Origin of the sequence: Candidatus Methylobacter favarea, from assembly GCF_902806695.1 — a bacterium.
Classification (GTDB): domain Bacteria; phylum Pseudomonadota; class Gammaproteobacteria; order Methylococcales; family Methylomonadaceae; genus Methylobacter_B; species Methylobacter_B favarea.
The window spans coordinates 1-14361 of sequence record NZ_CADCXN010000111.1; the positions used below are offsets into that span (position 1 = coordinate 1).

Here is a 14361-nt window from a genome sequence, read left to right on the forward strand (position 1 = left end):
AACCGCCGAAAACCAGCCACTTATCTATTCCCAAGTGCTGGCGGATGCGCTCCATGTCAGCAATTAAATCGTCAGTGGTGTTGTCTTCCAGCTCGCCAAAAGGCACAGATTGGCCGCAGCCGCGCTGATCAAACAGGATAATGCGGTAGCGTTCAGGATTAAAAAATCGCCGGTGATCAGGCTTGGTGCCGGAACACGGCCCGCCATGCAGAAAAATGACCGGAATGCCCTCAGCATTGCCGCTAAGTTCTACATAGACCGAATGTTTACTGGCCGCTTCTTCCAGCGGCGAGCCGGTTCCTCAGCGGCAGTTCGAGATTTTTATGAATATCGTTCGATAAGCCCTTGAGCGGCGATATATAAAGGATTCCGGTTTCATCCGGCAGCGGCGACTCCAGTCCTTCCTGCAGCACCAACTGGTCAATAGCTGCAAGAAATGCAACCAGGGTTTTCCCTGAACCTGTGAAAAAGTGCAGACATCGTTCCCATAATAAGCGTGATCCTCAAGGTAAGGTTTCCTTAGCGATTTACAAGAATACGCCAGGCTTTATAGAGCTTTCATCAAAAGTGCATAAGGTCGAAGCGAATAAGCGCGTGTATTTTTAGGGAAGTTTTAAATTGGCGTAAATATTCGCCGGTCGTATTGACGGTTTTTGAAAAAGCGCTCCACAAGGTGGAGTTAATATACAGCACTACGCATTGTGAAAATAATTTCAAGTAGCGATGCATCATTCATTCAGGCGGGGATAGGAAATTTTAGCCTCCTTCATTGAATGTGTAGGAGACGAGAAGACTCTCCTGGCTCAAATTGAACGGTTTCCCATCTGATTGGCTTGGATTAAATAATAAACTATTGCTTGAAATTAAATTATTAAAAGCTTATAGGCTTCAGTTAGCATGCTGTTTTTAGCGCAGGTTTTGCTACGCATATCAATGGCTTGTTGGTTCATGCCTTGAGACACGACAGGTTCAAAAAAACGCATAGAGGGCCTGAAGCTTTTTTAATAAAGCTTCGGGTTCATCTTTTCGGAGATTCTTTTCAAAATGATAACCTGCCGACCTCCGCACCCTGTCATAAAGCGGTCTCGATTTCTATTTTCGCCATAGTTCTTAACGGCGATGATTTCGCTATCGCTTGGGTCCGCTGAGCTGACGGTTCAATGAGCGGCCGCCAGTTCGCGCCTTTGTTCATCCAGACCGTCCCAGAATGCGGCAACGCCATCGAGCATTTCATTGCCGTAATGAATAAACCCGCCTTCATCCAGTTCCAGCGTGAAATAAAGCTCCTCCAGTTCCTCCTGCGTATGCGCGGCATGCTGTGATTCCAGCTGATCGTGCCAGGTAAAAAAGCCCAAAGGCAGGTTGGAGCCGGTGCTTTCGTTAAAGCCTTTGAAGCCTTTGATCAATTGCCGCCAGAATCCGGCGGCGGCCCAGTTTTCTACCGCATAACTGGCGGCCTGTGAGATTTGGTAGTCATTTCCGCCATAAAGCCGGATGAGTTCATTGCAGAAAAACAGCGTGGCTCCGGTGCCATGTTTTGGCTGGCCTATCTCAGCAAATGAAAGGCCGAGTTTTTTGGCAATGTAATACAGCCATTCAAAATGACCGGCGCCGAAATGAAAGACGCCGCCTTCGATACTGCCTTCCGTCAGTCCGGAAATACCTTCGCCGTTCGATTGCGCGGCCGGCTTGAAGCGGACGCCGATTTCATTGGCGAGTATTTCCTTGGATGCGCGCATGCTTTCCAGCGTCTCGGCATGAATCATCTTGTTCAGCTGGGCAATCAGAAACTGATTGGAAAACACCGAGAATTGGATGATGAAAGCCTTTATTTGCGCTAGGCTCTGGTCGCCTAGTTCAAACCAGGCGGTATACGGATTATCGATAATGACGCGATGTTTGAGCAGTTCGGTATTGATGCGGCGTTGAAATTTGCGGAAACGTTTGGCTTTATTAAGGGAATACCCTCGTTGCCCTTCACTGAGAGCAATCAGCGATGGTGCTGTTAAATATTCAAGATGATGCTTTTGGGCAAAACTGGTTAATAATTTATCCTGCATGATACGCCTCCGTTAAAGGTTGCGAATTTTCCATATTGGACATAAGCAGGTTTGGATAAGTTTCTAAAATTGCGGCTTTGCGTAGAGTTCTTAGCCTAGAGTTCTCAAAAAAATTAAGGGTGCTTTTCCCCTCCTTGTGGTGAATTATTTTTGCTTAAGGGCTTAGTGGCAATCCTGATTAAAGCCCAGATTCCAGATGAGAGACGCAGACAGTGCCGGCAGTTGCGAACGCGGGATCAGGTAAGTCGATAAATCAAACAGATCGGCGAATAGGCGTTTACCGCTGAGGCTTGATTCCAGATAGTCATATCCGCTGGAGCCGCCGGTGCCGATTTTGCTGCCCAGCATCGGCTGCACCATCAGCGCATGGCTGCTGCGCCAATGAGTCAATTGCTCGTCGATATCCATCAAGCTGGTCAATACCCGGAAGGGGAGTTGCAGCAGCGGCTCGTCGCGGTAAAGCTGGATGAAAAGGGCGGCCAATGTGGCTTTATGATTGAATTAAAAGCGTCCCTGTTCCCGGTGTTGTTCATAGAGCCCTTGATCAAACAGGCAGGCAAAGCTCTGCCGGATGGATTCATGTTCGGCAAATTGCCGGTTTTTTCCCTTGTCGCTTAATATCGGGTTTTTTAATAATTTCGGCATCGCTCGCCAGCATTTTTTCAACCGCCCCGCGATAACTGTTCCAGAAACTGAAGTGCTTGAATTCCAAAAACGGCGTGCGGGCCAGCCAGGCATCGACCCGTTCATACAGCGATTTTTGCCCAGCGATTCCTTCCACATAGGCGCTGTCCTTTTTGTTAAAAGTTCGAAACTGAAGTTGCTTGAATGATGAGCCAAACAGAGCCGCAGTTCGATTTCGCGAAACTGTCTGCTTGGAAATCCTGAGGCCGGGATCAGGTAATTACAAAAATCTATAAAGTCCAGCGGCGTCATTGTTTCGAAATTGGCGATTTGATGAGTGATAACTTGATGCCTGCGAATAATGCGGCCAAGACGCACGGCAATGATTTGCAGGCTTTTCTCATCCAGCGGAATAGCTGAAAAAAGTTCCAGTGCCGAAAACAGCTCATGGAGGATTTGTTTAAACCACAGCTCATAAGTCTGATGGGTAATGATAAACAGCATTCCGTCATGCGCTTCCTGCTCATAGTTGCCGCTTGCAGCAAGTTGTGAATTCCGCAGCATGTTCAAGTTCAGGTAATCGCTGCAATAAAGCGGTGTGGAGTTATAGTTCCTGGAGTACAGACCACAGCATTTTACCCGGATCAGTCCTGATGAAGCAGTGAAACTTAATCGGGAACGACTGGGTCCTAATGATCACAGAATAAGACGGAGACAGTGCAATGACTGATGCATCAAATCCGGTCGGAACAGATGGTTTCGAATTCGTCGAATATACCGCGCCGGACACCCGTGAGTTGGAAAGATTATTTACCAGAATGGGTTTTGCCGCCATCGCAAAACACCGCTCCAAGGATGTGGTTCTTTACCGGCAGGGCCAGATCAATTTTATCATCAACCATGAGCCGGCCAGTTTCGCCCAGGCGTTTGCAAAAGTGCATGGGCCTTCCATTTGCGCGTTTGCAATCCGGGTTAAAAATGCCGCCGAGTGTTTCAAGCGCGCCATCAGATTGGGCGCTTTGCCCTACCAGGCGAATGTCGGCCCGATGGAGCTCAACATTCCGGCAATTCAGGGCATAGGCCACAGCCTGATCTATCTGGTAGATCGCTATGGCGAAGACCATTCGATTTATGATGTGGATTTTATACCGCTGGAAGGCGTTAATTTAAAACCTGAAGGTATAGGGCTGACAGCGATAGACCACCTGACCCATAATGTTTACCACGGGGGCATGGACAAATGGGCTGAATTTTACCAGCGACTGTTCGACTTTCATGAAATCCGTTATTTTGATATCCACGGCAAAGCGACCGGCTTGAAATCCCGCGCGATGACCAGTCCTTGCGGTAAAATTCGTATTCCGATCAATGAACCGACCGATCCCAAATCGCAAATTCAGGAATATCTGGAAGCCTATCACGGCGAGGGTATTCAGCATATCGCCCTGGCGACCGATGACATCTACGCCGCGGTGGAACGCTTGCGCGGCAATGGCATCCCCTTTATGGACGTGCCTGATACTTACTATGAGGCAATCGCTGAAAGGGTGCCCGGTCATCATGAGCCATTGGAACGCTTGAGGAAGGACTGCATCCTGATTGACGGCGCTCCTGCGCGCGGCGCAGGTCTCCTGCTGCAGATTTTTACCACTACCGTGATCGGACCCATCTTCTTCGAAATCATTCAGCGCAAAGGCAATGAAGGATTCGGGGAAGGCAATTTTCAGGCGCTCTTTGAAGCTATCGAGCGCGACCAGATCAAAAGAGGAGTCATCTGATGCCCTGGATCAATATACCCAAAGTGGAAGGCAATGCCTCACGGCAGGCGCATACCGATCTTCCGGCCGGCACCTATGAACGGGAATTAGGCAAGGAAGGCTTTTATGGTCCTTCCACCCAAATGTATCACCGCCACCCGCCAACCGGCTGGAAAACGGTGGAGGGCCCGCTGCGGCCTCACGCGTTTGATACCCAAAAACTGGTGTTTTCGGAAGACGACCCGTCAGAAGCCGCTCTGCTGTTCAGCAACGCGAACATACAAATACGCTTAATGAAGCTGGAAAGCGATATGGCTCATCTGGTTCGAAATGCCGACGGAGATGACTTAATCTTCATGCACCAGGGCGCGGGCGATTTGTACTGCGATTACGGCCATTTAAGTTTTAGCGAGGGCGATTATCTTATGTTGCCTCGCGGCACGATGTGGCGCCTGAGCGTGAAGAAATCGGTCAGCGCCTTGCTGATCGAGGCGACCAATGACAGCTATCGGCTGCCCGAAAAAGGGCTGGTCAGCAACCAGGCGATCTTCGATCCGGCGATTCTGGATATTCCGAAGATCGACGAAGTATTTCTCGCACAGCAAAATGAGGTGGAATGGCGCGTCGTGGTTAAAAAAAGGAACCGTCTGAGCACGATCGTCTATCCGTTTAATCCGCTGGACGCCGTAGGCTGGCATGGCACGTTGATGCCGGTGCGCCTTAACTGGCGCGATATCAGGCCGTTGATGAGCCACCGCTATCATGTGCCGCCTTCAGCGCATACGACCTTTGCCACCGGCCGTTTTGTCGTCTGCACATTCGTGCCGCGGCCTTTTGAGTCCGATCCCAAAGCATTGAATGTGCCTTTTTTCCACAGCAATGACGATTATGATGAGCTGATTTTCTACCATGCCGGCCAGTTTTTTTCCCGCGATCATATCTATCCGGGCATGATGACCCTGCATCCTTGCGGCATTGTCCACGGCCCTCATCCGAAGGCCTTGCTGAATGCCGGACAAAAGCGCGGGACGATGACCGATGAGGTAGCGGTGATGATCGACACCCGCGATGCGCTGGAAATCTCCAAACAGGCTGAAGCCATCGAGTGGGCCGGCTATGTGGATTCCTGGAAATGAAGCTCGCCACTCTGAAAACAGCAGACCGCGACGGCAGCGTGGTCGTCGTTAACAGAGAACTGACAAAGGCTAAATTCGTTCCTGATATCGCCTTGACCTTGCAGGAAGCACTGGATAATTGGGCCGGGGCGGAACCCAGGCTGCAACAGGCTTATCAGGCGCTCAACGAAGGCGAGATGGATTTTTTTCCTTTCGATGCCTGCCAGGCGGCGGCGCCGTTGCCCAGGGCCTATCAATGGCTGGACGGCAGCGCCTATCTCAGTCATGTCGAGCGGGTGCGAAAAGCGCGTGGCGCCGATCTGCCGAAGAGCCTGCTCAATGATCCTCTGATGTATCAGGGCGCCTCGGATATCATGCTCGGCGCCTGCGATCCCATCGAAACCGTCAGCGAAGACTGGGGCATCGATTTTGAAGCTGAAGTCGGCGTGATTACCGACGATGTGGAGCTTGGAATATCTTGCGGCGATGCCGCTTCCCATATCAAGCTGATCGTGTTGATCAACGATGTGTCATTGCGCAGACTGATTCCCGATGAACTGGCCAAAGGCTTCGGCTTTCTGCACGGCAAACCTGCCAGCGCCTTTTCGCCGGTCGCTGTGACCCCCGATGAACTCGGTGCAGCCTGGAATCTTTCCAGGCTGCATCTGCCGTTGACGGTGCATTGGAACGGGAAGTTATTTGGCCATGCGAATGCCGGCACGGACATGCAGTTTAATTTTGCCAGATTGATTGCTCATGCCGCGAAGACTCGAAAACTGTCTGCCGGGACTATTATCGGTTCCGGTACGGTCAGCAACTATGACTCAACAACCGGATATTCCTGCATCGTCGAAAAACGCGTCGTTGAGATTGTCGAAACCGGCAAAGCCGTGACCGGATTCATGCATTTCGGCGATCAAGTCCGGATAGAAATGCTGGATGAGCAGGGGCATTCGGTTTTCGGGGCGATTGAACAGGAAGTCAGGCAATGCCGATAGTTTTGTACAGCTATTTCAGAAGTTCTGCCGCGTACCGGGTGCGCATTGCGTTGAACCTGAAAAATATTGACTATGAAATTCGTCCCGTTCACCTGCTCAAACACGGCGGTGAACAATTCAAGGCCGATTTTCTGGCGCTGAATCCGCAGGGCCGCGTGCCCGTGCTGGTGGTGCAAAATACGGTACTGACCCAGTCGTCCGCGATAATCGAATATCTGGAGGAAGCCCATCCATCTCCGCCATTGCTGCCTGCCGATGCCATGGACCGCGCCTGGGTCCGCTCGTTGGCGCAACTGATTGCCTGCGATATTCATCCGCTCAATAATTTGCGGGTGCTGAATTATCTAAAAGACTCACTCAACCATGACCATAAAGAAGCCTGGTATCGCCACTGGATACAGGAAGGTTTTACCGCCCTTGAACAATTGCTGCAGAACAGTGCTTACTCCGGGCAGTATTGTTTCGGCGCTACGCCCGGCCTGGCCGATGCGTTTCTGATACCGCAAGTCTATAATGCCCTGCGTTTTAATTGTGACATGAACAATTTCCCGCTGATCAACGATATTTATCAACATTGCTTGCAGGAGACGGCTTTTTTGAATGCCGCTCCGGAACATCAGCCTGACGCCGAACCGTAAATCCTGTAACGTCAAGGATGGTAGGGCGGGTTAGACGCGCATCACCAACTTTCTTTCCATTGCAACCAGGTTTTTCGCGCGTCTAACTCACTGCCTGATCTCATTACTGCCAAGGAACCGTATTTCGGATTTCAGCCAATTTAGCGACAGCAATAGTCAGTTCTTCCCGGGTAGTGAGAATATCAGGACAAAAGCGCAGCAGTTCTTCCCGTGCGTCACAGATGACGCCGGTTTTCTCAAGCCTTTCAGCAATGAGTTGAGCCTGTGGGTTTGGAAGAGCGATAAAGGCGCCCCGTTCTTTAAGCCGGCCAAGAGAAGGGATGCCGTATTTTTGCAGTAATTCCTCAAGGTGTCTCTGCTGTTTCAGGGAATAAGGGCGCAAACGCTCAACGCCTATGGTCAAAGTAAAGATGAGTCCTGCCCGGGCCTGATAAAAGGGCAGGATGGCCGGCGTTGATTCCAGAAAGCGATTGCCGCCCGCTCCTGCTTCAGGCGCTGGGGCCTTTCAAAAGCAAAGGGATCGGGCTCTGCGAACCAGCCTGAATCGAGCGTGTTCAGGCTGCCGTCCAGGTGGCGGGGGTGCAGATAAAGCCAGCCGGCGCCGGGCCCGCCGCTTAAATATTTGTAACTTCCGCCGCTCGCAAAAACGGTGTCCAGCGCTGCAAGGTCTACCGGTACAATTCCTGCGGCGTGGTAGAGATCAAGCAGCACCTTTGCGCCCCGGGCATGGGCCGCTTTTATCAAATCCGTCAGATCGGATAGAGTTGCCCGGTAGTGAACATGACCATCGAGAGCACGACCAGATCGCTTCCCTCTTTGATTGCATTCAGGAAGTCCTCAATCCGGTAAAGGCGGCCTTTTTCCGGCGCTAAGCGTTTTAACTGAATGCGGCCGCGCCGGCCATAAGTCTTAAGTATGTGATCAATCGAATTGAATTCATCGCTGCTGGTAATGACCCGGACCGGTTGGTCGTAACAATTGAGGACGGTACGCAAGCCCTGGCCTGCGCTGGCGCTGGGAACCACGCAATCAGGGCGAGGCGCATGGATCAGCGTCGCCACCCGCAGGCGGAAGGCAGCCATCTCCTGCAGTCACATACTCCAGGCCCTTTCCCGATCAGTGTACCAATACCCGAGCCCTTCCTTGACATCATTTTCAGTTTGATCCAGCGCTCGGCCGAGTGAAGGATTAGCCAGATAAATCACATCCCTGGAGTATTGCAGGGAACGGGAAAACAAGGGCCGTATATGCCGGATAATGCGTGGTTCAGTTAACTTCCCCGAGCCTAACGCAAGAATGGATGATTCAATGGAATGAGATTTTGTGGGCTTTAAGTTCATTTCGAATGTCGACTAACCCCTAAAAGTGATGCTGTATATCTCAGCAGGCAAGCTTTTATGCCGGGCGGCATTTAAATCAATAAATTTCTCGGTATGCGTACAGGAGAACTTTGCATCTTTACGGTAATGCGAGCATCCCCAGAACTGCCCGGAAGGACCTTTTCTTAAGATCATCTTGCCGCCGCACTTGGGATAAACCGGCTCCACATAATTGCAGCGTTTATTTTCACAAACCCGAAACCGGCCGTTTTCCTTCAAACCGTCGCCGCATCATTGGCAGGCCGATGCGTATGAATGCATAGCGCGGATAGTGGCTGCATCCAAAAAAGCTGCCATGTTGACTATCCCTGAGCGCCATGTAGCCGATTTTACATTCACTACAGACAATATCGGCTACCTTATCCTGGAATTTTTCATCGATAAATTCGCCGCAGAGAATTTCATACTTGTTATTGATGAGTTCGCTGATAAAATGGGAGGCTTTATTGGCATCGCTAACCAGATACACATGATGTTTGGCGTGGGTCGAAGCCACATACAACAAGGGCCGGATTTACTCATCGACAAAACTTGCCCGAAGCTGTTCATCTTCAGCCATTTTGTTGATACCCGGCACTACCCCTTCCACTTGGGTAATAATGTAGTGTAAGGGTCTCGATGAAGTATAATAAATCGAGGAAAGAGGACTTATTGTCCTCAATCCTATCAGCTACGGCAATGCTGTTTGCTAAATGATTTTTGGTTTTCCCCAAGCTCAGAAAGGGGGGCTGGGTTACTTCATATATTCCCTCAAGTACTTAAAAGGAAACGGAATAACGGTGCTTTGCCCGGTACGAACAAAATCTACATTCATCGTTGGGAGTAGTTTCTTGAAAATCAATTTAGATTCATTAACAGCAATTATTTTGCGCAAATAGCATGCATCTTTAAATGAGAACTGGACATTTTCACGACGATCTCCAACACAGTAAAAAGCTTCTCGTTCTGTTTCGCTAAAATATTTGATATTTAAGGTAGCGTCAAAAAGTGTTTCCAGCCTTTCTCTCTGCTTGGGAAAGCTAAGGCGAATAGCATGGTCAAATAAAAGAAAGTCGCGTAAACTTGTAGCCAACTTTGTATTTTTTCCGAGTTGTTCATTCAGCAATATTCTAAATTGGCTTTTCTGCATTTCATCGTTTCCCAATTTCTTTAGGTCGTCAGAAAATAAATTCAGCTTATCGCTGGTAGATTCTTGTGGATTTGCGAATGTATCAACGAGTTTAGCGAGCTCAAAACCAGTGCGTTTGCCAAGCGGGAGTTCTATATCCACCTCTCGAATAATTGCTTCTATTTCCTCAAGTTGTGGCAACGTAATTTCATTTGTACGAAAGATCAGATTAATATCACCATTTTCGGAAGCAACAAGCCCTTCAATAGTCAATCCGGATTTCCGTTCATCCTTTTTAGCTGATTCTAGGTAGTTAATATATTGCTGATATTCGCCAAGATCGAATATGTCAGTTCCATCAAGTTCCCTGAAAGCAAAAGATCCATCTGGCTTTATATCCATAAAGACAAATCATTTGGCTTTTTTATCGCAGGCGGCAAATATCCATACTTTTGTCGCATTTAGTTTAAGCCAATCAAACAGGCTCAATTGTCCTTGAGCGATATCTCTTTTAATAAGTTGTTCCTTGATGAGCGTTTTGACCATGGCTTCATGGATGCCCGAGTTGGAAGCTTCAAAAGTAAGGTGTTGGCGATGATAGTCATCAGTGGAAGGTAAATACTCATCTTTCAAACCATTATCTTCATAATATGCAGCATTATGAATGATGCGGAAATTGAGAGTATTAACTTTATCTTTTTTGCCAATAGTTATCTGCTTTTGGTCAGAAACATAGGGAGCAAGGGCTTTTTTTAAAGTTCTTGTCAGTTCGGCTGATTCGTCATTTCCTATGCAATCAACAATTCTCATCGGTGTACCATCCAACTTGGAAAGGAGCTGACTTGGATTTTTCATGATGGGGTGAGTCAAGCCAAGGCTATGGTCAAAATCTCGTGAAAAGGACTCAACATGCATATATTTTGAAAGCTCATTTTTTATGCTTTTGAAAATACTATGGAATATACCTGCTCGACTAGATTCAAAATTACTGAGGCTATCAAACTCGATAAAGTTTGTATGTAGCCGTCTTCCATTGTTTGCACATTTAATATACGTAAGTTTTGGATCGGAAGTTGAGTCGCTAAATGACAGCCAACGAATTAAACAGTTTCGTCCTGCATGATAATAATATTCAGGCCTTCGTAATAATTTTTTAATATCTTCTTTTCTTGTTACGTTAGCAGTATTAAATTCATGTAATAAACTAATTTTTTTTCGATAAGTACCAACGCTGACATTAAGCAAAAATTCTTTTTCAAATTCAGTTTTAGTTATTGATATTTCGGCAACAGAAATTGAGTCATATAGCTTTTTAGAAAATGAAGGAACAAGCAGCAATGATCCTGTTAAATTTGAAAAATGAAAATTTGAATAGCGTGATTTTGATGCAGCAAGTGAGTTAATTAATATACGCGCAAGAGTCACGCCACATATACTGTTAGCATTTCCTATATATTTTGATTCAGGAAACACTTCTATTACAGATAATGAAGAAAATTCTGGTTTTTTACGAAGGCTATTAAGAAATTCATATATATCTGTAATAGTTGATCTGTAAAACATAGCATAAGCATGTTGTGCAAAGCACACGGCACGAGCCTTACATCCTTCGTCTTCCATTATTATGTCAAGTTCCTTTGCTCCCCACCAACGTTCTTTTTGATTTCTTTCAAGGCGAATAAAAGTAAAGTCCTTCTCGATTTCCGGAATGTTGAAATGGATATTTAATCTATTTGTTCTGATAGTCATCTACAAAATTCCTTCCCAATAAAGTTTATGGCCTCTCCATTAATATCACTATTTTTGCAAAGAAATGGAACTTCAATAATTTTTCCATCCTTTGAGATAATAGGTTTAAATTGCGTATTTTCTGAGGCTAGAATATTGACGATGTAAACTCTTGAAGCCGATGTTTTCTCGATTTTCGATCTTATTTTTTCGATCTGTTCTTTTGCTACGATTCCTATCTGATCGCTCCAGAGCTTAAAATCGACATAAATTCCATCAGCAGTTTTAAAGTCGAACAGCTCGAATTCATGAACGTCTAACTCAAAAAGATTGATTCCTAGTAAATTTTTAAAGATATAGGCTCCGCATACTTCTCCAAGGGCGCCTTTATATATGTTGTTAAAAACAGGCGGAGTCAGCATCAGTACGGATTCAGGGAAACTAATAGCCCATCCGGCGGATTTAAAATGTTCTTTCAAGAGAGGTATTTTCATTAATTCGGTAAGTCGGGCAGCACTCTCGCTGACCTGTCGTCTTCCTCGGTGGGCAGTGAAGAAAATTTCGACATCCCGGTAATCGTTTTCTTCCGCATAAGAATATGAATTAGCAGGGATAGGAAGGCACACGTAAATATTGCGCCATTTATAATCGCATGCATTTTCTCTAGATATGGCAGGTTGTTTTAATGTCTGTTTTCTTAATTTCTGCCATTCCAGAATGCTTTCTTCTGTCCAGGGAGTGTTGATTTGCTTGTTGATATAGGCGGCGGTTCGATTGCTCCTAGAAGCAGCTCTGTTTTGGGCATCCACCCGATCGGCTGAAGCTTGAGTCGTTCTCCCGACGGCATTTGCAAGCGCTGAATATTATCGTACCGGAATCACATCATCGGGAAGGTCAAAACCAGCAAGATGCTTTTTAATGGAGGCATCGGCAAGAATGTGAATGGTTGGCGCTTTCATGTTGGATCGGCATATTCTCCCCACAGCCTGAATTATGACTTTATTTAGGTAACGTGTGTAGGCATCGGTATTATATAAGCTGGTAAAATCTTCAAGCTTGCGTTTAGGCTTTATGCGTCCCACATACCGATGAAAAGCTTCATCAAGTTTGCTTTTAAATGCCTTTGGTGAGATTGCTCCATTTTCTACCAAAAATTCAAGCTGAAATAAATATTTTATAAATTCATTGTCTTTAAAAGTGTCATTGTAAATATTAACTATCAGGTTTGTTGGACGATCAAGATATATGCCATCAATATCCATGTCTGGCCGTGCTGGAAATGAATTTATTTGTATTGGGTCGGCCGTTTCAGGTATAGGAAATTGAAGATTTTGTCCTGCCCCAACTGTTTGATAAGTAGACAAAATAAACTTCCGTTGACCTTTTTGCAATTCGGACAATAGCTTGTTTTTGCACTCCTCATAGTTTTCACTGTTAAGCACGACAATAGAATCTTTTTCGATTCTATAATTTTCTCCAAAAATGCTTTCACCGATCAGATTCGCATATTCCCGGATAATAGCCAAGTCAAATGAAGGTTCCGATTCTTTCGGAAGTTTATTGAACAGGCAAAGAAATACACGAGATGATGGAGTTTCGAGAAAATATTTCCAGACACTAAGAACCCTGAGACAACGGCTGTAAATATGGCTTATTGCATTTTCATCCTTATCGGGAAGTGAACTTCTTAGCTTATTCCATAGAGCAGTAGCTGCTTCTCTATCTCCAATCTATCTCCAAGCTGGACTTCAAGCAGAGCGATTGATTCTTCCCGTGAACCGGAATCTATAAATTTGATTTTAAGCTCAACTTGCTCATATCCTTTTGTGGTTTCCTCAAAATTTATTTTTAACCTTTGCAAATCTTCACCATCAAGGCGAATAAATGATTTTCCGAGCCTTGATTTAAGATATTCAAGATCATAGTTTCCAATATTGGTATAAAGACCCGCAGTTGCTGAAATACCAACCACCAAAGCCTTTGTGCAGATACCTGATAAAAACGATTCCGGTGTCTGACTAAAATTATACATATATATTTTCGATAATGTGTCGTGTTCCTCGCTATCGATTATGTCATGATAGCGGAAACCAGTTTCATAAAAATTCTGCCGCTGAATTGCATAACGATCCTCATGCCCCACATAGGGCATCTCTCCTTCCATTATATTCTTGCAAAGAAACTCAACATCGGTGCCATCTAACCGGAAATGGTTAAGTGTCGTTCGTACGGCCGATTCAAGTGGAAACGCCTCTTGAATGGCATCATGTTCATTCTTAAGGTGCCGGTAATTATCGGCTATGTAGCTGATTCCACGTTGGTAATAAGACAAAAAACCAGAAATTTCGCTTAAGAGGGTACGAATATCAATGCCTCGTACAGTGTTCTCAAAATCAACAGCATTAATCCAATTGGCTCTATTATCATAGTCTTGAATTATTTCAATTCTTTTGTTGTGAGCATCAAGGACATTGTGAAAATGATAATCATAAAAAAGGAAGTTTCGCTTATCGGTAGAAAATTTTTCATGTGATTTACAGGTATGTTGAAGTTTGTACTTTTGAAATATTTGTTCCGTCTTTTCCTTGAATGATTCGATCTGTTCCCTTGGTGAAAGCCATTTTCTGCTCTTATTTTCTTGAATCTGTTTTCTGTATTCTGATTCTTGAAGCAAACTTTCAGGACATTCGTTTTGCATCAGGTGATTATGAATGTTTAAAAAAAGATCAAGAAGATTGATCCGATGCTTCATGCCAGATTCAATAATAATGTTGAGAATGTTTTCTTTAGTTGCATCAAACTCATCAATAAAGATAAGAGAATTATCTGTAATACGCATCTCAAAAAGCCCCCGGACAAAAATTAACCTGAGCCTGAGCGGATTGAAGCCAGGGAAAATGAGTCAGCTGCGTGAGCTGACCGGTATCACGGGTCAGCGCCAGCCAAGCGGTTGC

At 46.0% G+C, this 14361-nt stretch carries 18 protein-coding genes and 2 pseudogenes; 4 read left to right on the forward strand and 16 right to left on the reverse strand.

Features of this window, described 5'->3' with window-relative positions:
• The 5 genes and pseudogenes from HUX64_RS16975 to HUX64_RS16990 all read right to left on the reverse strand — a co-directional run.
• Positions 1–286: alpha/beta fold hydrolase (locus tag HUX64_RS16975; protein WP_174627409.1), on the reverse strand; the 286-nt coding region annotated here is incomplete at its 3' end.
• Positions 287–302: 16 nt separating this feature from the next.
• Positions 303–464: pseudogene (locus HUX64_RS16980) on the reverse strand (DEAD/DEAH box helicase); the annotation flags it as partial.
• Between the two features lie 693 nt (positions 465–1157).
• Complete coding sequence (locus tag HUX64_RS16985) at positions 1158–2060, reverse strand: hypothetical protein (RefSeq protein WP_174627397.1); 903 nt, start codon at positions 2058–2060, stop codon at positions 1158–1160.
• Positions 2061–2222: 162 nt separating this feature from the next.
• A pseudogene (locus HUX64_RS19370) lies at positions 2223–2549 on the reverse strand (tryptophan 2,3-dioxygenase family protein); the annotation flags it as partial.
• A gap of 12 nt (positions 2550–2561) precedes the next feature.
• Complete coding sequence (locus HUX64_RS16990) at positions 2562–3332, reverse strand: tryptophan 2,3-dioxygenase family protein (RefSeq protein WP_343034420.1); 771 nt, start codon at positions 3330–3332, stop codon at positions 2562–2564.
• A gap of 74 nt (positions 3333–3406) precedes the next feature.
• Here HUX64_RS16990 and hppD point away from each other — a divergent pair, with 74 nt between their 5' ends.
• The 4 genes from hppD to maiA are packed head-to-tail and all read left to right on the forward strand — an operon-like array spanning position 3407 to position 7192.
• Positions 3407–4462, forward strand: coding sequence for a 4-hydroxyphenylpyruvate dioxygenase (gene hppD, locus HUX64_RS16995; protein ID WP_174627398.1), 1056 nt, complete (start codon positions 3407–3409; stop codon positions 4460–4462).
• On the forward strand, positions 4462–5577 hold the full coding sequence (locus HUX64_RS17000; RefSeq protein WP_174627399.1) for a homogentisate 1,2-dioxygenase: 1116 nt from the start codon (positions 4462–4464) through the stop codon (positions 5575–5577). Before hppD ends, HUX64_RS17000 begins: the two co-directional genes overlap by 1 nt.
• Positions 5574–6554: a fumarylacetoacetate hydrolase family protein gene (locus tag HUX64_RS17005; RefSeq protein WP_174627400.1), complete on the forward strand. Its 981-nt coding sequence runs from the start codon at positions 5574–5576 to the stop codon at positions 6552–6554. The genes HUX64_RS17000 and HUX64_RS17005 overlap by 4 nt, the downstream gene beginning before the upstream one ends.
• Positions 6545–7192, forward strand: a complete 648-nt coding sequence (gene maiA / locus HUX64_RS17010; RefSeq protein ID WP_217426592.1) for a maleylacetoacetate isomerase — start codon at positions 6545–6547, stop codon at positions 7190–7192. The genes HUX64_RS17005 and maiA overlap by 10 nt, the downstream gene beginning before the upstream one ends.
• Before the next feature lie 103 nt (positions 7193–7295).
• Here maiA and HUX64_RS19375 read toward each other — a convergent pair whose 3' ends face one another.
• From HUX64_RS19375 to HUX64_RS17055, 11 genes are all read right to left on the reverse strand, one after another.
• Positions 7296–7595 (reverse strand): kynureninase/PvdN C-terminal domain-containing protein, encoded by a 300-nt coding sequence (locus tag HUX64_RS19375; protein ID WP_217426593.1) that lies wholly within the window; start codon positions 7593–7595, stop codon positions 7296–7298.
• On the reverse strand, positions 7592–7936 hold the full coding sequence (locus HUX64_RS19380; RefSeq protein ID WP_217426594.1) for a hypothetical protein: 345 nt from the start codon (positions 7934–7936) through the stop codon (positions 7592–7594). The genes HUX64_RS19375 and HUX64_RS19380 overlap by 4 nt, the downstream gene beginning before the upstream one ends.
• Before the next feature lie 5 nt (positions 7937–7941).
• Complete coding sequence (locus HUX64_RS19385; protein WP_217426595.1) at positions 7942–8274, reverse strand: aminotransferase class V-fold PLP-dependent enzyme; 333 nt, start codon at positions 8272–8274, stop codon at positions 7942–7944.
• Between the two features lie 9 nt (positions 8275–8283).
• On the reverse strand, positions 8284–8532 hold the full coding sequence (locus HUX64_RS19390; protein WP_217426596.1) for a hypothetical protein: 249 nt from the start codon (positions 8530–8532) through the stop codon (positions 8284–8286).
• Positions 8533–8758: 226 nt separating this feature from the next.
• Complete coding sequence (locus HUX64_RS17025; protein WP_174627402.1) at positions 8759–9067, reverse strand: topoisomerase DNA-binding C4 zinc finger domain-containing protein; 309 nt, start codon at positions 9065–9067, stop codon at positions 8759–8761.
• Between the two features lie 18 nt (positions 9068–9085).
• Positions 9086–9232, reverse strand: a complete 147-nt coding sequence (locus HUX64_RS17030; RefSeq protein ID WP_174627403.1) for a hypothetical protein — start codon at positions 9230–9232, stop codon at positions 9086–9088.
• A gap of 72 nt (positions 9233–9304) precedes the next feature.
• A complete protein-coding gene (locus HUX64_RS17035; RefSeq protein WP_174627404.1) occupies positions 9305–10081 on the reverse strand; it encodes a hypothetical protein in 777 nt (258 codons plus the stop codon).
• 9 nt (positions 10082–10090) lie between these two features.
• Positions 10091–11428 (reverse strand): hypothetical protein, encoded by a 1338-nt coding sequence (locus HUX64_RS17040; protein ID WP_174627405.1) that lies wholly within the window; start codon positions 11426–11428, stop codon positions 10091–10093.
• Positions 11425–12216 carry a hypothetical protein gene (locus tag HUX64_RS17045; RefSeq protein ID WP_174627406.1) on the reverse strand — a complete coding sequence of 264 codons (792 nt, stop codon included), beginning with the start codon at positions 12214–12216 and terminating at the stop codon, positions 11425–11427. Before HUX64_RS17045 ends, HUX64_RS17040 begins: the two co-directional genes overlap by 4 nt.
• A 54-nt stretch (positions 12217–12270) precedes the next feature.
• Entirely contained in the window at positions 12271–12933 is a 663-nt protein-coding gene (locus HUX64_RS17050) for a hypothetical protein (protein ID WP_174627407.1), read from the reverse strand.
• A gap of 161 nt (positions 12934–13094) precedes the next feature.
• Positions 13095–14246 (reverse strand): hypothetical protein, encoded by a 1152-nt coding sequence (locus tag HUX64_RS17055; RefSeq protein WP_174627408.1) that lies wholly within the window; start codon positions 14244–14246, stop codon positions 13095–13097.
• Positions 14247–14361 lie beyond the last annotated feature (115 nt).